Consider the following 21,035-nt stretch of genomic DNA (forward strand, 5'->3'; position numbering starts at 1 on the left):
ATTGCGCAGCGTTTTAGCAGTGATAAACGTTCGGCGGCCACGGGATGCAGGTGCAACAAGCGGATCTTGCTGCCTTTGCCGTGGTCCCGTAAGTGCTTGATGCCGCGTCGTTCCTGCAGGCCGTGGTATAGCAGCACGACCAGAATCACCCGGTCGCGCAGTCCTTTCACGGTGTCGGTATTCGTCGCCTCGAGCAGCTGCTTGGCCTGGTGATCGCCGAGGGCCGGGGTCTTGCCTTCGTTGCTTTATATCCGGCCCGTTTGATGCCGTGCACCGGAACCGACCGAATTGTTTTCCAACTGGTGATATAAGAGGCAGGCCTGCGCTGCTAGGTGTAGCGGCTTGCAATCGAAAACAGCCGCGCTCGCAATCAGCGCAATTTTCGGCTCAGATTAACTGCGACTGACGGAGCCGTCTGGCTCAGATTAATTGCGAGCGAGCTTGCATTCAGCCGCATCGGCTTGCATTCCATCGTCTCCGACTCACATTAACTGCAACTGACCGGTCTTCGGTCAGAGTCAAATCGGCAGCCCTGCGGCCAGCATTTTGTCACGCAGTTCAGCGGCTCGGACCGGATCGAGCGCGTGGCTGAACAGCGCCTTGATCTCGGTGGGTCTGGCGTCGAACTGCTCGACCAGATCCTTGATGCGGTAGCCATGGCGCGTAAGGGTAGGCTCCAGATCATCCAGTTGCCGCGACAGCACGGACTCCACCAACTCCGCTGAGACAGGTTTTTCGCCGGTCAGGTAGCACGGTGAAAAACCATGCTACCCGCCTGACTGCTGCTCGTGAAGTCCAGTAGATCGCGTCGACTATGATTCAGGGTGCGGGCTGCCGCGACGTGTCGGGCACAGCCAGGTCTTGATACGGAATACGTTCGGCCAACGGAGCCTCACCATATCCAAGCTTCCGAACCAGCGCGGGAATTGCCTCAAAGCTGGCATTCATGCCGTTGACAATCACAGATCCCACATGACGCAGGAACTCGCTCCGGGGAGCCAGCATTTGATGTAGCTCCTCTGCGGAAATGTTACGGTCTCCAGCTTCCATTTGCTGGCTGGCCCGCGCAAGAATGGTTTGTACCACGCGTGCATGTTTGGCATTGTCGGAATCAAATAGCCCGGGAACGTTGACACGCCCGCCAAGCGCCAACGCGTTCAGAGCGATGGCTTCGATTGGATTGAAGACGGCGCTCCGGAAAATACGCAGTACCTGTTCCGACAGCAGCCCGGTTGCCTTGTTGCTGGCAATCAGTGGAATCATCCCGACAATAGATGCCAGCCCCATGGACTTGACAGCGGTGCTTTCGCCCGGAGCGATATCCAGCGCATGGCGCGTCATCCGCTCAATCGTCTCTTTAGTGTCCACCCCCTCGCCTGGATGAGCCATCACGCCGTCCTTCATGCTCTGGAACAAGCCAGCACGCATCAGCTCTTCACTTTCCTTGACCTCGGGTGGAATACCGGAGGCGGCGCCAAAGATTGCCGCTTCAGTTGCCACCGAGTTAGCCGCAAGATCGCCTACTCTGGATTTGAAGCCTGCGTACTGCAAAACATTATTGGGGAATGAGACCACCGATGAGATGGCGCCGGCCTTCAACGCCTTGGGGAGTAGATCGCTCATGGACCACTCCTCACCTTTCATGCCCTTGATGATGGCAAGTACGCACATGGTGTCCATGGACTCGATCATCAAAGGAGGCACTGAATCGATTCCAGCCAATTGCAGGGCATATTGGCTCGGTGAGAAATTTTTGCCGAAGATGGCATTTTTCAACAGCTCCGAAGCGCCAAGCTCCCATGCCGAGCCGAGTATGCTGCTGACCCCGATGCTGCCGGCTAGACCGCCGAGCTGGAATTCCTTCTTGGTGGCTACATGCAACAACTCCTGTGCGCCCAGGCGAACCTGAAGATCGTCGTCCCCCTTGAGTTTCTGGTTGATGAACTCGGAGAGGACATCGTCATTGGACGTGATCTTGGGAGCACATGAAGCGAGAAACGCTTTCGCGCTATTCTGGCCGATCGATGCGTTTGGACCAAATGCCGCAGCCCCCCGCTCAATGGCCTTGAGCAATAAGGGGATATGGATGTCTGCGTTGACATCCTCATCTACCCGCTCCGACGAGTTGGCACCGGACATCAGTTGCGCTTTCTCCACCGTGAAGGCGCCTTTGAATTTCTCAAGTGCTTTCTCAATATCTCGAGTTGGCCGCATTTCCAGCTGGACTCCGTCAATGCTCGCGGCCTGTGGTGGAAATGCCTGGTCGGCCTGCGCGAAGGCTAGCAGTGCGTGCACTACCGGGTTATCGGAAACAAGGCTGCCAGAGTCCCTGCGGACTGATCCGATATGCACGGGCTCTGGCTGTGATGGCGGACGAGAATGTACTCGCGAGCTCAGTAACGGACTTTCCAAGCCACTGCCATCTACTGCATCTTGTGAGAGAACGCGACTCATACCTAGATGGGTCCGTTCACTCAAGGCTGAAGATGCTGAACCATGTGCAGGCGGGGGGCTGGGCACATCGAAGGATATGGATCTCGAAGAGCCATGCAAATGGGCACTGACGATGTCGTACTCCGATTGATCATTTAATCGGGCCTGAACCGTCAGCTCGTTATTAATCAAGCGTTCGGTTCTCACGGTATCGGTATCGGTATCGGTGCTGGTGTCAGCTGGCAGGCATACTGGCGCTTTATAGGTTACTTGCTTGTCGTTACTGGATTGAAATTGAAGTGTGCCATCCTGCAGAGCGTTGCGTACCAGTGATGCAAGGCGTTGGTGTTCGGCATTAGCTGAAGGGCGTTTTAGAGCCTGGTGAGCGCCTGGGCTCAATTGAAAGGGTGAAATCCTTTTAGGATGGGATTGCTGGGCCTGAGGGCCCACAGCGTCTAATGGCCGACCGCCACTGATTAGGGGAGTGGTAATGCTGTGTTGAGTAGATTGTAGAGGATTCATAGAGCTATGATCTGTCCCGGATGAATTAATCGGATCCAATGTGTCGTCACAAGGGCTCTTGGGTTCCAAAGACAGACTCAAACCGGCGAATGCGTCGAGCGGGAAGCACACCACTGACATGGACACACTGCGCGACGAAATGCTCGCGGCGGATTTGCCGATCTGCCCCGCTCATTTTCACTCGCAGCTAATGTGAGTTGCCAGCGATGCAATGCAAGCCCGCTCGCAACTAATGTGAGCCAGAGGGCTGCGTCAGTCGCAGTTAATCTGAGCCGAAAAGTGTGCTGATTGCGAGCACGGTCGTTTCCGATTGCAAGCCGCTACAGCCAGGGTCGATGTCGAGCAATGCTGTTACCGCTGATGCAGAATTGACCCATGTGCCGACTTGGCGTCGGCCTATAAGTATTCAGCCCAAAGTCAGACCTGCTAACGCTTTACGGAGTAGAAGCTTGGGTCAGCGAAATTTCGGCAGCTGGGTCAATTCTGCATCTGCGGCAACATCTTCGGCTTTGTCGTCCAAAAAAACCTACTTTTTTGAACGATAAACATGCTTTCGCAAAATCACTGGATCAAGTACGAACCCAATTAAGATCTACATCAACCTCAATGCCCGCGATGCGACCTTTGTTACTGTGCTGCCAAATTGACCAGCTTTTACCTGCTACCTCCCATGAAGCTGGAACTTTAGGTTCACTGACATCCCAATTAGCGATCCAAAGAGGGTATTCACTAAATGCATATTTTTCTCCTAAAATATGATTCATCCAGAAGTTATTATCGCAATATATAAATGGTTTTTGGCTCTTTAGGATTTTTTCGTTATCCAATAAAGTTAGCAGTTTATGAAGGTTGTCAGCCATTTCGTCCGGGGTAGCTTTTTCGTTACCTTCGAGCTCCGCATCGATTGCAAAAAACTCAGTAGATGCATCGAAGCCGGCAGCAGTAAGTGTACTAACTATGTTATCTCGTTGTGCTTCCGGCGAGCTGCTGAGCGCACGAAAGTAATGATATGCCCCCGTTTTAATTCCGACGGCTCTAGCGTCAGTACGATACGTAGTGTATTTATTGTCCTGTACGGTAGCGCCTTCTGTTGTCTTGATAAAGGCATACTCAATGCCAGCCTCAAAAACTTTTTTAAAATCAATATCACCTTGAAAGTGCGATAGATCAATACCTTTCTTAATTGTGCTCATGAATCTCTCCTATTTCTCGTGTCTGAGAATTTTAGAACTATTTATAATTGGCGAGCTAGGCGGAATATATGTGTTTTTGTCAAAACTTAGGAAGGCTTTATTTATTAAAAACCCAGTTGCTGCCCCTTTGTAAACCAATGCTCCCAAAGCATTGTTGGGACGAAAACCGAATAAATCTGCAATTCCTTAAACGGCAGCCCAAGCTATGAGTGACTGCTTCTCTACTGTTGGTTCAACGTTATCTACTGCGCGTTGGAGTTTTCGGTGCGGCAAGTGCAGCACAGGTCTTCTTCGGATTTTTCCATTGGGAATCTCATGCAAGGTGCGTACGGGCAAAACTCGCCGCCAGCGGCTCGGCTCTAGCAGCCTGCGTGGCGGTGCATGAAAAGGCGAAAGTTCATCGTCATTTTCCTTTAGATAGAGTGAAGACTGCCGCCAGGCGGTGGCAGGCCAACGGCAGGGGCAGGTAGGAAGTAGGCTTGCTCGGCGTGACTCCATTCGAGGTAGCTTTCAACCCTCCAAAAACGGGGTGGGGTAGGGAGCAATGGAACTGAAAACCAACGTAAGGCATGGTTAGAGTTTGCTAATCCCCTCAGAGTGCGGGGATTAGCGAACTTTGATTTTCTGAACGAGTTTATGGCACCGCTTTTCAGGGTGATATCACCTACCGTGGCGCTCGCTGAGGCGATATCATAAAACGTGGTTTTATCGTATTGGCCAGGCTGCATTAGGGGTTACGGACAGGCACTGGGCTTAAGTGCACTTTCTGTTAAGTTGTTCCCCAAGCCCCGACAATACAATATTAGACGTCAGCCCAGCGAAGCTTCAGGTAGTCGACCACCTGCTGAGTCTGTGAGGCCCGCAGAAACATATGTCGAAATAACATGCACCCGGAAACCTCAGTCAGAGAATCATTCAGGTCAAGCTGACGGGTAATTTCAGGCACGCCCCCCTCGACAGTCCAGTCGGGCTCGGTTTCTGATGCCGTTCCCACTTTATACAGAGCCATACCAATATATAACGCTGTGCCAGTTCCGCTGACGGTATCCGCCCACCACTGTGTGATGACATCATAACGCGCAACCTCACGAGCAAACGGCCAGTATACCTGCGGGGCGATATAATCAATGATGCCGTCAATGACCCATTTCCGTGTGTCTGCATACGCGAAATCGTAATTAGACGCACCGGCCTGCGTATCAGACCCCAGCGGGTCGTCAGATTTATTCCGCCAGACGCCTGCCGGGCTGACGCCAAACAAGACCTTCGCTTTTACGGCGGCTATTTTTTTATGGCATGTATCAACCAGCGAATAAGTGTTATTCCGCCGCCAGTCGGCCTTCGTGGTAAAGTTCGTATTGTATTTCTGATAGGTGGCATCATCCTGCAGCAGCGAGCTTGCAGTTTCATTATAAAAATAATCATCGAATTGAATGGCATCAACATCGTATTTAGTGACAATTTCTTCAACAATACTACTAACCCACGTCTGAACTTCAGGTATACCGGGGTTGAGAACAAAGCGGTTCGCTGCGGTTCCCGTCCATTCAGGATGCGTTTTAAACACACTGGCCGGTGAGTCAGATGATGAGTTGTTCAGCTCTTCGATTGTGGCATCGCTGGCGTTCATTGATACGCGGTACGGGTTCACCCATGCGTGCAGCTCAATATTGCGAGCATGTGCCTGCTCGATAGCATAAGCCAGTGGGTCGAAGCCGGGATTCTTCCCGAGCGTACCCGTCAGGTACTTCGACCACGGAAGCAGGTCTGATGCGTAGAATGCATCTGCGCAGGGAACAACCTGGAATATGACGGCATTCATTTTCATTGCCACAATTTCATCAAGAATGCCGGTCAATTCTTCTTTCTGTTTACTGACACGTGCAGCCTCATCAGTGATGGCCACAGATGAGACTGACGGCCAGTCAAGATTCGTAACTGTCGCGACCCAAGTCGCCTTGAGGTTTTTGTTCGCAGTTGCCATTGTGGTTTCTCCATTAGGGTTCTGAGTGAACGAAGAACGCCTGCTCTCACAGGCGTTCTTCAGGCATCGTATGGGAACGGCGTGTCAGCTCAGTTGCACGTCTTTCATCGCAGGGATATAACCGTAGTCATATTCTTCCTGCACGAACGAGCGATCCCCTTTCAGGAGGATTCTCACCGTCGGCGCTTCGGTCCCGCCGATACGATAATCCTCGCCTTCGGTGGGCACGCTGTCGATGAAAGAAGTTACCAGACCGTTTGGCATGACGCAGTGCGAATACGTCTGGAAAGGCTGCTCGGGCGGATTGCCAAGCACCAGGCCAGAAGCGTTCATTGGCCGGTAAGGACCGAACAAATGTTCGCCGACAAAACCGTACACCCCGTCTGGCCCTGTAACACCATCGGCATACGTGAACTTGTGGCTGATGGTGAACAAGTAATACTTGCCGTCTTGAAACACGTAATGCGGACGTTCGGTCTGATCGTTAACGCCGACGGCTGTTACCAACGGCGGAAGTAGTTCCCACTCTTCACCACTGAGATCCTTTGCGACCGCCAGACCGATACAGCCCACCTGGAATCTGGCACCCCCCACATCTTCGTGACCCGGTGGCACAGGGCCAAGTTCGGCAACCCCTACTGTGTGCGAGCCGCGTTCACCGGCGACATTGCCTTCAAACACCATGTACAACTTGCCGTCATTGGGATCAATGAATGGACTGGGGTCGCGAAAGTTCCAAGTCGAGTTCTGCGCTTCGGTTTGATAATACGTGCCGTCGGCCTCGAACAGTTTTTTGACCTGGGTAAAGTCTTTCAACTCCACGCCCTGATCGGACGTCACAATACGGCCACGTACCTTGGCGATCGCTGCGCCTGGCGTGACGCAGGTGTAATAGAGATCAATATCGCCTTTGTCATTCAACAGTATGGGTGTGCCCGCCCACTCTCGAGTGGTGGGCGATACCCCCTCGGCCATTACACGACCACCAAAGATCCAGTCCTTGCCGGTACGCGAGTACCAGTAGCACATGCGTGCGCGGCCATGTCGATCTTCCCAGTCACGCTTGATGTCATAGCGACCGTCGGGCCCCAGGTACTGAGGGTCGTCAGGATGGCGGTCCGCCGTCAGGGTGATGATCACTGACCAGCCGTTGACCGAAACCACCGTGCCGTCGAGCTCTCGCAGCGGCATGGTGTCCCAGATGAATACCGTATCACTCATGACCGGAAAGTCCGCACTGACCAATGGCTGCGTCGTGGTCGGGTCATTTTCATTGACCTTCAGCGCATCGGCGCGGGACCAGACAGTAGGTGGGTATTTGATGTTATCTACGAGAGGACTATTTTGGGGCTGGCTTACAGCAGAGTTGCTATTGTACATAATTGATACCTTTAAATAGTTGTGGGAGGCAGCAGCGACGCTGCTGTACCTCTCTCGCTCAAAGGCGATAACTCAAGGCTCACGGCCTTCACATGATTCAATGTCCCGCAGCGGGGGCACTTGATCTGGAGTTCGGTGTAGTCACCCATGCGAAGCAGCAGCTTCTTGCACTGCCCGCATCTATAGTCTTTCAACACTTGCACTGGTCTCCTTTTGCTTCGCCCAAAGAAAAACCCCGCCTGGGCGGGGTTTGGGTAATCGCAATTTACCGGTCGGTGCTGTTGAAAAGCCCGTATCCGGCGGCTGCCCTGAGGCGCAAATCGCATATCGTGGTGCCTTTTTACCTCCCTCCGGAAAGGCTGGAAAGGGGCAGTTTCGGGGTGGGTCGAGTTTGGCCGGAGTTCAACACCAGTTCGACCACAGCTGCGCCATTGGCCCGGATAAACGGTACGTGTAGCGGCTTGCAATCGAAAACCGCTGGCTCACATTAATTGCGACTATCAGTAGCCGCTGGCTCGGATTATGTGCCACTCAGCTCATGGTATTTGCGACCAGTGTCGGTTTCTGAAATAAACGCGACATCTGATTGGCGAAGGCCTCAATCGGCTGTTTTAAATTTTCGAAATAGCTGCGACGGCTGAGGGCAATTAATGCGACTGTTTAGGGAAGACAGACGTTGAGCGAGTCCGGCTAACCAAACGTGCGCTCGTCATCCGGCGCCTCAATCCACACGAGTGTTTCGGCGAACGTTATCGGCGGGCTGTAGAAGTAGCCTTGGACCATCGTGCAGCCCAGACTCGTCAGCGCGTTCAGCTCGTCCTGCGTCTCTACACCCTCGATCACGCATCCTAATGACATGTCCAGGCTTAGGGCCACCAGCGACTTGACGATCTTGTAGCTGGCCGGATTGTCATGCACGCACCTCACAAAACTGCGATCAATCTTCAGTTTGGTCAGCGGCAAGGCGTGCAACTGGCTGAGACTAGTGTAACCGGTGCCAAAGTCGTCAAGGGAAATCCCGCAACCCAACTGACGGAACCGGAGGATAGCCTGTTGAACCTGGTCAATGTCCTGCATGACAGCCGTTTCGGTGATTTCCAGATCAAGTCGTGAGGCGTCAAAACCACTGTTTTCGATTATATCGACAATTCTCTTGACGCTTTCCCAGGTCGCGCAGTCATGGGCCGACAAATTGAACGACAGCCTGATCGGCGACGGCCAGGACAATGCTCGCTGTAGCGCCTGCGTTAACAAAGGGGCGGTCAGCTCGTTGATCATGCCGATCCGCTCGGCAATCGGAATGAAATGCGCAGGCGATACCGCGCCGAGTACTGGACTGTCCCAGCGTGCCAGCGCCTCGAAAGCCACTGTTTCGCGTGTACAGCTTTCAATGATCGGCTGAAACAAAACGTGAAACTCCGTCTTCAGATTCGCCCGCCGCAATGCCTGCTCGGTTACGCCATCGGCACTAAGTTGTTCACGGTGACTGGCCGAAAATATGCAAGTGGACCCGGGGTTGTGATTCTTGCCTTGGTAAAGGGCGTAGTCGGCATATTCAAACAATTGGGTAGCATTGTCGGCGGTAGCTGGATACGTTGCGAAACCCAGAGTCGCGCCGATCTGGATCGGTATTTCCGAGAGTTCGAAACTTTCATGCATCAACGTGCAAAGGTGCTTGCCGAACATCAGTAACGCCTCGTTACTGGTGTCGCCCTTGATGACCAGCGCGAATTCGTCACCGCCCAGCCTAGACACGTGCACGGTATCGCTCGCAGCAGTGGTCAGCCGTTCGGCGACCAGCATCAACAGCCTGTCGCCAACACTATGGCCATAAAGATCGTTGACCGGCTTGAACCCGTCCAGATCCAGCACACCCACCGCTAGCCCGCTGCGCTGTAGCAGTGCCTCGTTCATCGCCGTATCCAGTGTCTGGAAAAAATGCCGACGGTTAGGCAGGCCGGTCAGGCTATCCCGATTGGCCAACATCAGGTTCGCGTTGCTCAGTTGTTCAGTCTTGAACTGGGCGTTCACCAGGCTGGTGAAGTCGCGGTACTGATGGCGAAGAATGATCAGCATACCGATCGACACCAGCACGATATTTGCAGCCGTGGCGATAAACGTGATGTTGTGTGTTGAGGCGAAGAAAATAACGAACGCTGTATTGACGATCACTGCAGTAATCAAGGCTGCAGACTGCAAATGCATCATGCAGAAAATGCACACAATCGCGGTGATGCCCATGAAAAACGCCACTTGCGCCTGGGTATAGGCATCGCCATAGGGGTACATCGACAAAGACCATGCCGCAAATGCGGTGGAGATGATACCCACCAGCCTATTGGTGCCGCGCAGCGTCTCGAGAATAGTGCTTGAAGCTGGCGGCGGCTTGTTTACCGTAAGCAGCCACTTGCGCGCGCGAATGCAGCACCCGATGGTGAGGACTGTCGGTACCAGCAACGTCAGCCACATCGGGGCAGTTGCCCAATGGGTAAAGGCAAGCGCCCAGGTGTTGACCAACAGCACGAAGTACATCAGCGGCAGTTGTCGGGACAATGCGATGTATTGAGCTTGCAGCAGCCGAGGATTATCGGAGGGCACGGACATCAGGGTGCGCAAGGCATCCATCATTTTTTTCAGCATCGCAAGGCTTCTCTGTCAGTACATTCAAAGCGCAAGCGGCTTGCTGCTCATCATGCGAGCCAGGTTGTAACCTGCTCACCTGTAATGCTCTCGGCAGCGGTAATTAATTCTTTACGGTAAAACAGGACTGAGCATTGGCGCGCTATGACGTGATCGAGAAGGATCACCGTCAATATTACGGATACGACGAGCCGGGGGTGAGTACCCATCCCCTAGCTCGGCATGACCAGGTGGATGACGCCCCGATGATGGTTACCAGCCTCCAAAGCCTTTCGTTGGTTGAGGCGAGCCATCAGAAACGCTCAGGACCTACATTCGAAATGTACGACCGTGTCTTGAGAAGGGGGACTTTCAGCTGAATTGAACGTCGCCGCTTATGGGGGGGGGGGGACACCAGCTACCTCCTGCCTATATGGATTTCTCTGACAAAGATTTGCCAATCCATTCCTCGGATGCCGGCTACCTGATTGGCGAGAAAACCGTATCGTAGGAGCTAGTGGAATCCGTTCTGTCACGGCAGTTCGATACCAAGCATGCTAACTACAACAGCCACTCGTCGGCAAAAATCGCAATTGGATCCTAAGTTTATTAGCCTGATTGTCTGACAACAGGACATAAACTTTATGCTTAGCTTTCCACGTCCTCACTCCCTCGTCGAAGGTGTCGTCTCTGCGATCCGCAGAGAGATTGTGAGTGGACGGCTCCCTGCAGAGTCGAAGATGCCGACAGAGCATGAGTTAGCTGATCAATTCAGTGTGAGCCGGTCCGTGGTACGTGAGGCCATTTCGCAGCTGAAAGCTGACGGCGTTCTAGTTATTCGTCGTGGCAGCGGTTCATTTGTTTCTCAGACTCCTGGTGGAACGGTCTTCCGGCTGCCAGGCAACGAGGACCATTCGGCTGGCTTAGCTAAACTATTTGAATTGCGCTCATGGATTGAAATACAAGTTGCGTCTGTTGCTGCGCAGCGGCACACAGATGCAGATTTGAAGCGGCTGTCTGACGCCATGTTGTTGATGGAGAGTAACGCGGGAAATTTCGAGATATCCTCCAAGGCAGATTGTGAATTTCACTGCGCCATCGTAGCTGCGTGCAAAAACGAATATCTGACTGCCTTCCATGACTTCTTAGGCAGCCAGTTAATCCAGGCTCGTTTCATGGCTTGGGAAAACTCCTCAAAACTTGAAATAGGTCCAAGTGGTGCCATCCGTGAACACCGTGAAATCTTCGACGCAATAGCAAAACGAAATCCCTCTGAAGCCGCTCATTGTGCCCGCATGCATCTCAAGGCTGCCGCGCTACGGCTCAATATCGATCTGGCGGATTAGTGGGCATCCATGAGTACAGACATCGCTCACCAGGTTGTCAGACAACCTGACATTAGAGAGGGAATTTTATGATCTACGATTTCTGTGTGATTGGAGGGGGAATCGTTGGGCTTGCCACGGCGATGCGGCTGCTTGAGGTCTACCCTGGCTGTTCGCTTGTGTTGATGGAGAAAGAGCTTTCACTCGCACAGCATCAGACAGGCCATAACAGCGGAGTGATACATGCTGGGGTTTATTACGCCCCAGGCAGCTTTAAAGCTAAGCTCTGCGCGCGCGGTGCAGAGCTCACGAAATCGTTTTGCACCGAACACAGTATTCCTTACGAAGTGTGCGGAAAATTGGTGGTTGCATCAAACAAGGATAGCCTCGCCAGATTGGGATCGCTTGAAGAGCGGGCAAAGCAAAATGGCCTTGCCACAGAACGCCTTGATGCCCTAGAGCTACGGCGGCGCGAACCCAATGTCGCCGGGGAGGGCGCGTTGTTTGTAAAAAGCTCAGGGATCGTTGATTACGGTGTTGTGTCTAATTCCATGGCCAATGTGATCATCCAGTCTGGAGGGCAAATACTTCTGGGCCAAACAGTCGTCTCTATAGAAGAACATGGAAACCATGTAAACATTGCGTCTGAGGGTTCGTCGTTGTCTGCAAAAAAACTGGTGGTCTGCGCGGGTTTACAATCTGATCGCCTGGCAACGCTTGCGGGCTTGAAATTGGACTGCCAGATTGTTCCATTCAGAGGTGAGTATTATCGGCTGTCTTCACATCTTGATTACAGTGTAAAGCACCTAATATATCCGGTTCCTGAGGTCGGGCTACCGTTTCTGGGCATACATATAACTCGAATGATCAATGGAGGCGTTACGGTTGGGCCCAATGCCGTATTGGGGCTATCAAGAGAAGGGTATAGCAAGTTCTCATTCAATGCGCGTGATTTTTTAGAATATAGTTCGTACCCTGGATTTTGGAAGCTCATTGGGAAAAACATTAGCTCTGGCATTGCTGAAATGAGAAATGCACTTTTCAAAAAGAGTTATTTAGAGCAGTGCCAAAAATACTATCCATCGCTTAAGTTGGAGGACCTTGAACCGTATGAGGCAGGCATTCGTGCTCAGGCGGTAACACGTTCAGGCGAGTTTGTAGACGACTTTCTGTTCGTACAGACAGAAAGAATGTTGCATGTGTGCAACGCGCCATCCCCAGCAGCTACGTCAGCCATTCCGATAGGTCAAATTATTGTAGATAAGCTTACGAAGAATTGCTGAACTCTAGAAAAATAATTATTACACGGTTATGGAAAATAATATGAGCGATGTAACGGATTTGCCTTGTAGTGAAAGTTCAGGTCAGCGAAAAGCTCGGCTGCGCAGGGTTGCTGGAGCAACAATAATTGGCTCAATGTTGGAATGGTACGATTTTTATCTGTATGCAATGATGGCTGCAACGGTTTTTGCGAAAGTTTTTTTTGACCCTAGCGATCCCCAAACGGCAACGCTTATGGCATTTTCAACGTTCGCAATTGGATTCATAGCGCGGCCATTTGGTGGCGTAATATTCGGGCATTTGGGCGATAAGTTCGGTCGCAAGCGAATGCTGATGGTGACGTTTTGCCTGATGGGCATTTGTACGACTGCAATCGGCCTGGTTCCTGGGTATGCCACGATGGGCATCTGGGCTCCAATTCTGCTGGTGCTGATTCGAATTCTCCAAGGCCTTGGTGCCGGTGCTGAACTTGCTGCTGCAGCGGTGACTGCATATGAACATGCTGAAGAAAATAAGCGTGGAAGCCAAGGAGCGTGGCCCGCGCTAGGATTGAACCTGGGTCTGCTTCTCTCATCCCTGACGGTCTATCTCCTTACGATGCCAGGAGAAGAGTTTCTCATTGAGGGAGGTTGGAGAGTACCGTTTATTGGCAGCATCGTTTTAGTTTTGGTTGGTATGTGGGTACGAAACAGCATCCCTGAAACGATTGCATTCCAAGAGATAAGTAATGCGAAGCAAGCTCAAGGTTCATCGGAGATAGGAATAGCAAAAACACCTCTGTTGGCCTTGCTGAAGAAAGATTTTAAAGGTCTAGTAGTCGTGCTTCTTGTTGCAATTGGGTACAACGCACTCAGCTATATATTCAAAACATTTTCACTTGCTTATCTCACTTTGTACAAAGGTGTGTCTGCAAACACTACATCACTTTCGGTAACTATTGCCAGTCTAATAGCAATCTTCACTGTCCCCTGCTTTGGAGCTTTGTGTGACCGTTGGAGCAGCAAAAAGGTGTTGATGGCCGGGGGAGTTCTGTCAGCCATATTTGCATACACCTTCATGCAGCTTCTTGAGACGGGCCAGAACCTATGGATATTCATTGCAATTGGCCTTGCGACTGGTGTGCTGGCTCCAATGATGTTTGCCCCGCAAGGCTCTTTCTTGAGTCGTCAATTCCCTACGCATACAAGGTCTTCAGGCGTAGGCACAGGCCGTGAGATCGGAACTGCAATTGCTGGTGGTTTAGCACCGCTTGGAGCGTTGTCGCTGGTTTCAAACTCACCCAAGCACTCTACAATTGGCGTCGTATGGATTTTAATATTGTCGGCAGTCTTGCTTGTGGTGGCTAGTGCTTTTGATCAGGGTGGAAAGAACTCCAGCTTCAAAAATTGATTTTTCATTAATACTGTTTGCACAGTATGTGGAGAACATAATGCTAATCCAAAAAGATAAAGTTCGAGTCGAAATCAAAGAATTGATTGACCTGATTCGGCTGGACGAAAAATATGCGTCCTTAGCTGCTGATCGTGTGCTTCCAATCGATCAACAGGCTTTACAGTTCCATTGTAAGCGTAGAAGTCGTATTGAGGAAATTACTCGTAAGTATGGATTGGATTGAATGTCCATATTGAGGTCTACATCATTTCTTATTTTTATTATCGTACTGCGGATATCTGTTAATGAAGTTAAGCATTTCTTCCAAATATTCTGGCGAATCGACTTCAGCGATGCGTTCTGTGATTTCTTGTCGAAGCGAAAGCAGCCGTGTTCGTAATACATCTTGGCCACCAGGTAGAAGCTCTCCTGGTGCGACGTTGAAAACTGTAGCGATTCTTATCAATTGCTCAATACCTGGAAGCGTAGAACCTCTTTCGTATCGACTTACCAACGGCGCATCGCACCCTATCATTTCTGCCAAATCAGCTTGGCTCAGGGTTGTCGACTTGCGGAGGGCCTTTATTTTAGCCCCGACCACGCTCCTTAGAGTGTCCACTGTGTCTCCAGAAAAAATCAATAATTTCATCTGCTTGCGCTTCGTTAAAGGCATTTAAGTATAAAATTTGTATTTGGGTGTTTACTTTTTGTTTTAACCGATTTATTTTGTCTTCTAGAAATCCGTCCTTGTCGGCCAACCCTGGCCCAGAGGTGGATAGAGCTGGTTCTCATCAGCACATCACTCGCCCCTGCGCTCAGCGGTTTGGGAATTCGAAAGAGCGCCTGATCGAAAGGTTCTGAGTATGAAAAATTGGCGTGTTTTGATGCACAATTCTTCCGTTTATCAGTCGCTTATCACGTCGATCGAACGATTGGATGTGGAGGTGTATTCCCCCGAAAGCATTACCTACCGCAAACGTCCTGATCGCCCTTCATCGACAGAGAAGGTGGTGCGTTTGTTTCCTGGCTATCTGCTGCTGCGCTTCGATCCCCAAGTGACGCACACCACCACCATCACAGCGTTGAACGGCGCCCGTGGGTTTGTTCAGTTTGGCGGTCAAACGTGTGAGTTCGGCGGTCAAGCGTGTGTCATGCAGGACAGCACAGTAGAGGCATTAAAGGCAGCGGCTTTGGTTCGTTCCAACCGTGCGCTTGATTGCATCGAATTTCGTAATTTGCCGACAGAGCTGGAAAAGACGCTGCGTCTGATCATCGACATGAAATCTGAAGCTGCGCGTAGAGCGGCTTTCCTTGCGCTCCTGTCCCAGGACGCAGCGCTGGGGCGCCTTGTCAGGCGCCACGGAACCCTTTGCTATTCGAGGGTACGTGCCGCCTAGGCTTTACCACTTCCCACGATTTCCCATTTCACCGCCTGGTTTAGCCAGGCGGTGTTTTTTTGCGTTCTCACAGCCCTTAGGAGTTCCCATGGCGTCATCTGAAGATGAAGCGACCACCAAGACATCAAGCGTTTATATCCGCCCGATCAGGGTTGAGGCGCTCAACAAAGCCGCGATACGGGTGAGTTATGAAACCAACAGCAGCAGGCAGATTTCACCCTCGGAACTTGCACGCTACCTGATCGATAACTTCCTGGAAGCGGCTATCCAAAAAATGGTTGATGACTCCAAAAGGTAGTCATTGAGGAGGTCGCAATGCAAAAGAGACTCCTTTTTTCCGTGCTGCTCATCTCTCTGTCAGGGTGCAGCCAGCCGACCGCCCAGTTCGCACAGGAACCGGCGGGGGAATGGGTGGATGAGCAGATCCGACAGAGCGCTTCTTCGGTGAGCCAGGCGCAGAGCCGGTTGCACCAGACCAGCGCTGTTCCTTCCTTTGCTCCCGTGTCAGCACAGGTCAAACCGACCGCTAAAGCACAGGCTCCCGCAGTCAAAGCTCCCGTCAGGCCTGTGCCTGTTTCCGGGGGTTAGCCATGCGCTGCCTATGGCTGGTTTTGGCATTGTCGGCGCCGTTGCAGGCTTCTGCTTTCTGCTTCCAGGAGGCTGGCCAGCGCTATGGAGTTGATCCGGTGCTACTGCAAGCGATCGGCATACAGGAAAGTAAGCTGCAGCCTGGTGCAGTGAACCTTAACCGCGATTCGTCTGGAAAAGTGCTCAGCACCGACTACGGCGTCATGCAGATCAGCACGCGCAACGCTAACCGACTGGTCCGGATGGGACTGATCACGCGAGCGGAGGACCTGCTCACCAACGCCTGCTTTAACGTTCAGGCGGGGGCTTGGGTACTGGCTCAACATCTTCGTGTGTGCGGCAATACCTGGCGTTGCCTAGGTTCGTATAACGCAGGCTTTGACCCTTCGCAACGCCAGGAGCAACGGCGCCTGCATTACGCGCAGCAAGTGCGCAACGTCTACGACCGCCTCAAAGCATTGGGCGCTGCACCGGCCCACCTCGCTATCCGTTAATGACTGCGCCCGGTTTGGGGTGTCAGGAGACTATCGATGAAATACTCCCTTTGGGCTGCGCCGGCGGCGGCATTGCTGCTGTCTGGCTGCCAGAGTTTTTGTGAGAAGCCGCCGGCGGCTCCTACGCCTTCTGCGACAGCTGCGCCGGTACTTGATCGGGTTGCGTTACAGCAAGAAACGCTGTGGATGGAAGGTGCGATAAATACCCGGTCAACCCTGCCGACCGATGCTATCCGTGCTCGGAGCGACCTGGTCGCGGTTGACTGGAGCGGTGACGCGATTGAGCTGCTGTCCCATCTGGCCCGCCAGCGCGGTCAGACGTTTGCCTGGACCGGCGTGCGCCTGCCCTTGCCGGTGAACCTCAAGGTCAATGGAATCTCCTATGCGAATCTGTTGCGTCTGATCGAGATGCAAACAGCCTGGCGTGCGACCCTGACCCAGCTTCCAGGGCAACTGACCCTGGCCTTTGCGCAGGCGGAGCCTGCCAAGAAGGCGGGAGGGCGTCAGTGAAAAAATCAATTCTGACGCTTGTCCTGTTGCAGGGCCTGCAAGGGTGTGGACATACGCCACCTTCCACACCCGCCGACACGCCGGCGCCACTGGAAAGCTATCTTGTCCCCGCTGACCCGCCGTCAGCAGACGTGACCGAATCGCGGCGACAACTGCTGGAGGAATCGGGACGCAATACAGGGTTTCGTGGCGGTAAGGCTGAGCGCGTGTGGGAATTACGCCAGGCATTGGAGGGGCAGATCGGACGGCTCAACACCTTGTATGACTTTCGGACCCTGATCAGCCGTGAGGGCTGGCTACCGCCAGTCATCGACGAGGCGGTGGACGTGGCCCATATCACGCCACGGCAGATACGCACTGCAAGCCATGTTTACGAAATCATTGTGCCCGAACGGTTCGTCAGCAACCCACCGTCGTGGCGTACCTGGTTGATGGCGGGCCTGTCATCGTCGGGCCCTGATGAAACCGTGGCAGTCACACCTGAAAACCGTTTGCAGAAGGCGCTTTGGCAAGCGGCGGTCCGCCAGGGCTGGGGTGAAGGGCGGCAAAGTGCCGATCAGACCCTTGAAGCCAATTTCAACCGCCTGACCCGAGATTACCGGGGCATGCTGATGTACTCGCAGTTACTGCGCCAGGGGTTCATCACGGCGCCGGTAGTCACGGATCAACAGCAGACCGTGACGGGGGATCGGCAGAAGCTGACCACCGGCGATCGCGTACGAAGCCTCAAGGAGAACGCCGGCTTTGTTCCCGACAAAACTCAGTGGCATCCGGTGATACGCAAGGTGCAGCCATGACCCAGACGGCCCAGACAATGGAGTTTGCCCCCTACGCTTTTGAAGACGGGCTGAATGCAGACACCTTGCGCGATTTTTTCGTCTGGTGTGAACGGCAGTCAGCCAGCGACATTCACATCCAGGGCGGTAACCACCTGGTGGTAGGGCATCAAGGTCGCTTGCGCCAGGCCAGCCGGTTTGTGCTGGCTGACGATACGTGGTCCAAGCTCCTCGATGATCTGTTCAGCCCTGAAATCCGGCCGACGGTACGCGGTGGTCGGCCTGTAGACCGGGCCATACAGCTGGATGGCGACATCAACCAGCGCTACGGCCTGGAGCGTGGCGAGCGATTACGCTTTCGCTGCAACTTTGTGCAGGCCACTGCTGGGCGACTGGACACCACCATCGCACTGACGATGCGGATCATTCCATCTGATATCCCGGATCTAACAAAGATGGGGCTGGAAGAGGATCTGTTCGAAGCGTTGTTGCCGTCCAATGGTCTAGGACTCATTGGTGGAATCACGGGGTCGGGTAAAAGTACCCAGGCGGCCGCTATCTACCGCTTTTGCCTGGACACCGATCCTGACCGCAAGGTGACCACGATCGAAGACCCGATCGAATTCATTCTCGCGCGTCCAGGGGATGTATTGGCCTCGACGCAGCTGCAGATAGGTCGAGACGTTGCCAACTATGCCGAAGGCATTCGGGCAGATCTTCGCCGGGCACCGTCGATCATCGGGGTGGGTGAAATGCGGGATTTGGAAACCTTCCAGGCCGCCGTTTTGGCCGGACAGGTGGGCCATTTCAATCTCAGCACCTTGCACATCCATTCGCCTGGAGAGGCCATTCCACGGTGCCTGACCATGGTGCCCTCGGAAATGCGCGAGGCTACGGCCCACGATCTACTGAGCGTTCTGCAATACATCATCGTGCAAAAGCTGCTGCGCACCACCGATGGCAAGCGCCAGGCCGTGCGCGAATACATCATCTTCGATGATGGGCTGCGCGCCAAGCTGGCCAGCATGCCTTATCCCGAATGGGGTCGGCATATCGACTCCATTATTCGCTTGGAGCAACGACGCTTCGCTGATCATGCCTGGCGTCTTCATCTGGAAGGGCGCATTGACCGGCGTGAACTGGCGGTGGCCATGACCGCCTCTCAATTGCGGGAACTCGAACAGCGGGCAAAGCCATGATTGAGCTTTTGGTGCATTTCAGTCCCGCCAGTCTGGCAAACAAGGCGTGGCCCAGTTCGGGTGGAAGCACTGCTCGACCTGAAGCCGACCTTCGAAATGCAGGCAAGGATGCCCCCCATCCCTAGGTAATGCGGAAACCACAAGGCCTGCTCGACGCAGCGTCAGACCCTCTATGCGCAACGCGCGAAGGAATTGAAATGAGCAACGAATTCGAAGAGATAGAGACACTTCGCTGCCTCCTGGCAGGCAGTCGGGACCGGATCAAATTCCTGCAAGGCGAAATCGCCAGATTCGAATCCATCTTTGAGCCGACGCATCTCATGTGTCTGCGCGGCGGAGAGAAGTTACTGGAGCTGTGCGCTCCTGATGGAAAGTTCATAGGTGTTTCGTGGAACGACATGGCGCAGGTACTGGCAGCAATGGTGCAGGCTTCGCCAATTGGATCTGGCAAGGCTCCGAAAATCGTCGACTCACTCCAGGCCGAGATCGAGCAGCTGAAGGCCGAACTGGCTGGGTCGGAGAAGGATAGTCGGGAGCAGATCGATCAGGTCAAGAAAGCCTATGAGTTTCTCATGTTGTGCCGCCAGGACAAGACCGACACAGCCATAGACGCCGGTGCCATGCGTGATGCAAACGAATGGCTCAAGGTTGCCGCTGAAAATCTCGGTGCAGCCCTGTGCAAGCCTGCCAAGAGGGGCCACGCCATGACTGAGCCTTTGGTGCAACAAGCACAAGCGCATCGAGAAGTACCCAGCGCTCTTGAACAGAGTGCCGAGTCATGACTGCCCTATCGGCGTTAACCAGACCGCTCAGTCGTGGGCTGCTGGCCTCGGTGCTGCTGTGCAATCTGTCCTTTACCGTTCAGGCGGCTGAAATACAGGTGGGTTTTTCACCCGAGGGCAGCGCGGAGCAGTTGGTACTCAATGTGATCCAGCGAGCCCGGCAGCAGATACGGCTGATGGCCTACAGCTTCACCTCTCCAAGCGTGGTCAAGGCGTTAGTGCAAGCCAAACGGCGCGGCGTCGATGTACAGGTGGTGGTCGATGCCCATGGCAACGACAACAGGGCCAGTCGCGCTGCGATGAACCTGCTGGCCAACGCGCAAATCCCTGTGCGCACCAACGGTGCGTACAAGATTCAGCACGACAAGGTGATCATCACCGATGGCCAGAACGTCGAGACCGGCTCGTTCAACTACTCGGCCTCGGCTGCCAAGGCCAACAGCGAAAATGCGGTGGTGATGTGGGACGTTCCTGCGGTGGCCAGCGTGTACCTGGAGCATTGGCAATCACGCTGGGTACAGGGCCAGCCTTATCAGCCGACTTACTGAAGAGGATGTGGTGAAACGACTAGGGAAGGGAACGTCATGTGCCAAAACACTCAGCAGTGCTGCTCAACCCCAGACGAATGCAAGGCCTTCCGAGACATTGAGGAACAGATCGGCCATTGCACGCCCGATCAGGCCTGGGGCATGTATTTCGTATCGACAGGGAGCGTGCGTGAAAACATCAGACTGGCAGTGATGAAACACATCGCCCAGGGCAACAAGGCATTGCTGGTTGAGTTCCCGGAACTCGCGCCGGCAAAAAAAGGAGATCACGAATCGGGCTAGCGGCCCAACCGCAGCATAGGAGTCATCCATGTCTGACCAGCAACTGCAACCGGGCTATTGGCGCGACGCCTCACGCCTTCTCAATCTCTACGGCATACCAGCCCCCTTGTTCTTGTTGTACCTGGCGTGGTTTCGCTTCCCCAGCATGATCACGCTCTGCGTCATCACCGCCATTATTGGCGGCTTTCGGCTGCTCTCGTTCTTTGGGTGGACGTTCAAGGTCCTGGTGATGCGACTGGCTTACCTGTTGCGCGGCAAGCGCATGTCCGGTCGGCCCTGGTGGTATCGACGCTTTACCGAAAGGGGGGAGCGATGAACTTGCTATTGCAAATGGCGCCCATAATGGAGGCG

General features: G+C 53.5%; 21 protein-coding genes and 2 pseudogenes. 14 read left to right on the forward strand and 9 right to left on the reverse strand.

What is annotated here, in order from left to right; all coding sequences use genetic code 11:
• Positions 1–17: 17 nt before the first annotated feature.
• From I9H09_RS26640 to I9H09_RS26675, 8 genes and pseudogenes are all read right to left on the reverse strand, one after another.
• A pseudogene (locus I9H09_RS26640) lies at positions 18–332 on the reverse strand (tyrosine-type recombinase/integrase); the annotation flags it as partial.
• A gap of 186 nt (positions 333–518) precedes the next feature.
• A pseudogene (locus tag I9H09_RS26645) lies at positions 519–749 on the reverse strand (ExeA family protein); the annotation flags it as partial.
• 70 nt (positions 750–819) lie between these two features.
• Positions 820–2,955, reverse strand: a complete 2,136-nt coding sequence (gene xopB, locus I9H09_RS26650; RefSeq protein WP_236502549.1) for a XopB/HopD1 family type III secretion system effector — start codon at positions 2,953–2,955, stop codon at positions 820–822.
• A gap of 569 nt (positions 2,956–3,524) precedes the next feature.
• Positions 3,525–4,148, reverse strand: a complete 624-nt coding sequence (locus I9H09_RS26655; protein ID WP_005771831.1) for a glycoside hydrolase family 25 protein — start codon at positions 4,146–4,148, stop codon at positions 3,525–3,527.
• 802 nt (positions 4,149–4,950) lie between these two features.
• Complete coding sequence (locus I9H09_RS26660; RefSeq protein WP_054080417.1) at positions 4,951–6,132, reverse strand: glycoside hydrolase family 10-like protein; 1,182 nt, start codon at positions 6,130–6,132, stop codon at positions 4,951–4,953.
• Between the two features lie 84 nt (positions 6,133–6,216).
• Positions 6,217–7,512: a glycoside hydrolase family 68 protein gene (locus tag I9H09_RS26665; RefSeq protein WP_236502595.1), complete on the reverse strand. Its 1,296-nt coding sequence runs from the start codon at positions 7,510–7,512 to the stop codon at positions 6,217–6,219.
• Positions 7,513–7,523: 11 nt separating this feature from the next.
• Positions 7,524–7,709, reverse strand: a complete 186-nt coding sequence (locus I9H09_RS26670) for a Com family DNA-binding transcriptional regulator (RefSeq protein ID WP_080268116.1) — start codon at positions 7,707–7,709, stop codon at positions 7,524–7,526.
• Between the two features lie 493 nt (positions 7,710–8,202).
• Positions 8,203–10,152, reverse strand: a complete 1,950-nt coding sequence (locus tag I9H09_RS26675) for a putative bifunctional diguanylate cyclase/phosphodiesterase (protein WP_236502594.1) — start codon at positions 10,150–10,152, stop codon at positions 8,203–8,205.
• A 623-nt stretch (positions 10,153–10,775) separates the two neighbouring features.
• Here I9H09_RS26675 and I9H09_RS26680 point away from each other — a divergent pair.
• From I9H09_RS26680 to I9H09_RS26695, 4 genes are all read left to right on the forward strand, one after another.
• Positions 10,776–11,477: a FadR/GntR family transcriptional regulator gene (locus I9H09_RS26680; RefSeq protein ID WP_011107021.1), complete on the forward strand. Its 702-nt coding sequence runs from the start codon at positions 10,776–10,778 to the stop codon at positions 11,475–11,477.
• A 68-nt stretch (positions 11,478–11,545) separates the two neighbouring features.
• Positions 11,546–12,739 (forward strand): L-2-hydroxyglutarate oxidase, encoded by a 1,194-nt coding sequence (gene lhgO / locus I9H09_RS26685; RefSeq protein ID WP_011107022.1) that lies wholly within the window; start codon positions 11,546–11,548, stop codon positions 12,737–12,739.
• A gap of 40 nt (positions 12,740–12,779) precedes the next feature.
• On the forward strand, positions 12,780–14,126 hold the full coding sequence (locus I9H09_RS26690) for an MFS transporter (protein ID WP_024668558.1): 1,347 nt from the start codon (positions 12,780–12,782) through the stop codon (positions 14,124–14,126).
• Between the two features lie 40 nt (positions 14,127–14,166).
• Complete coding sequence (locus tag I9H09_RS26695) at positions 14,167–14,352, forward strand: hypothetical protein (RefSeq protein ID WP_003344336.1); 186 nt, start codon at positions 14,167–14,169, stop codon at positions 14,350–14,352.
• Between the two features lie 21 nt (positions 14,353–14,373).
• Here I9H09_RS26695 and I9H09_RS26700 read toward each other — a convergent pair whose 3' ends face one another.
• A complete protein-coding gene (locus I9H09_RS26700; RefSeq protein WP_003344338.1) occupies positions 14,374–14,757 on the reverse strand; it encodes a helix-turn-helix domain-containing protein in 384 nt (127 codons plus the stop codon).
• Positions 14,758–14,971: 214 nt separating this feature from the next.
• On the opposite strand from I9H09_RS26700, the gene I9H09_RS26705 reads away from it, so the two are divergent.
• From I9H09_RS26705 to icmT, 10 genes are all read left to right on the forward strand, one after another.
• The gene (locus I9H09_RS26705; protein WP_057416617.1) at positions 14,972–15,505 is read left to right on the forward strand and encodes a transcription termination/antitermination NusG family protein; all 534 of its coding nucleotides are present in this window, start codon (positions 14,972–14,974) and stop codon (positions 15,503–15,505) included.
• An 88-nt stretch (positions 15,506–15,593) separates the two neighbouring features.
• On the forward strand, positions 15,594–15,803 hold the full coding sequence (locus I9H09_RS26710; protein WP_003344343.1) for a hypothetical protein: 210 nt from the start codon (positions 15,594–15,596) through the stop codon (positions 15,801–15,803).
• Between the two features lie 292 nt (positions 15,804–16,095).
• Complete coding sequence (locus I9H09_RS26715; RefSeq protein WP_003344347.1) at positions 16,096–16,587, forward strand: lytic transglycosylase domain-containing protein; 492 nt, start codon at positions 16,096–16,098, stop codon at positions 16,585–16,587.
• A 36-nt stretch (positions 16,588–16,623) separates the two neighbouring features.
• Positions 16,624–17,097: a DotD/TraH family lipoprotein gene (locus I9H09_RS26720; RefSeq protein ID WP_024670608.1), complete on the forward strand. Its 474-nt coding sequence runs from the start codon at positions 16,624–16,626 to the stop codon at positions 17,095–17,097.
• Positions 17,094–17,894, forward strand: coding sequence for a type IV secretion system DotC family protein (locus I9H09_RS26725; RefSeq protein WP_011106981.1), 801 nt, complete (start codon positions 17,094–17,096; stop codon positions 17,892–17,894). The genes I9H09_RS26720 and I9H09_RS26725 overlap by 4 nt, the downstream gene beginning before the upstream one ends.
• Entirely contained in the window at positions 17,891–19,072 is a 1,182-nt protein-coding gene (gene traJ, locus I9H09_RS26730) for a plasmid transfer ATPase TraJ (RefSeq protein WP_024670609.1), read from the forward strand. Before I9H09_RS26725 ends, traJ begins: the two co-directional genes overlap by 4 nt.
• Before the next feature lie 197 nt (positions 19,073–19,269).
• The gene (locus I9H09_RS26735; RefSeq protein WP_005769783.1) at positions 19,270–19,854 is read left to right on the forward strand and encodes a hypothetical protein; all 585 of its coding nucleotides are present in this window, start codon (positions 19,270–19,272) and stop codon (positions 19,852–19,854) included.
• Positions 19,851–20,402, forward strand: a complete 552-nt coding sequence (locus tag I9H09_RS26740) for a phospholipase D family nuclease (protein ID WP_050586616.1) — start codon at positions 19,851–19,853, stop codon at positions 20,400–20,402. Before I9H09_RS26735 ends, I9H09_RS26740 begins: the two co-directional genes overlap by 4 nt.
• A 36-nt stretch (positions 20,403–20,438) precedes the next feature.
• On the forward strand, positions 20,439–20,684 hold the full coding sequence (locus I9H09_RS26745) for a hypothetical protein (RefSeq protein ID WP_024670611.1): 246 nt from the start codon (positions 20,439–20,441) through the stop codon (positions 20,682–20,684).
• A gap of 28 nt (positions 20,685–20,712) precedes the next feature.
• Positions 20,713–21,000: an IcmT/TraK family protein gene (icmT, locus tag I9H09_RS26750; protein WP_024670612.1), complete on the forward strand. Its 288-nt coding sequence runs from the start codon at positions 20,713–20,715 to the stop codon at positions 20,998–21,000.
• The last annotated feature ends 35 nt before the right edge of the window (positions 21,001–21,035 follow it).

Source organism: Pseudomonas tremae, from assembly GCF_023278125.1.
GTDB lineage: Bacteria > Pseudomonadota > Gammaproteobacteria > Pseudomonadales > Pseudomonadaceae > Aquipseudomonas > Aquipseudomonas tremae.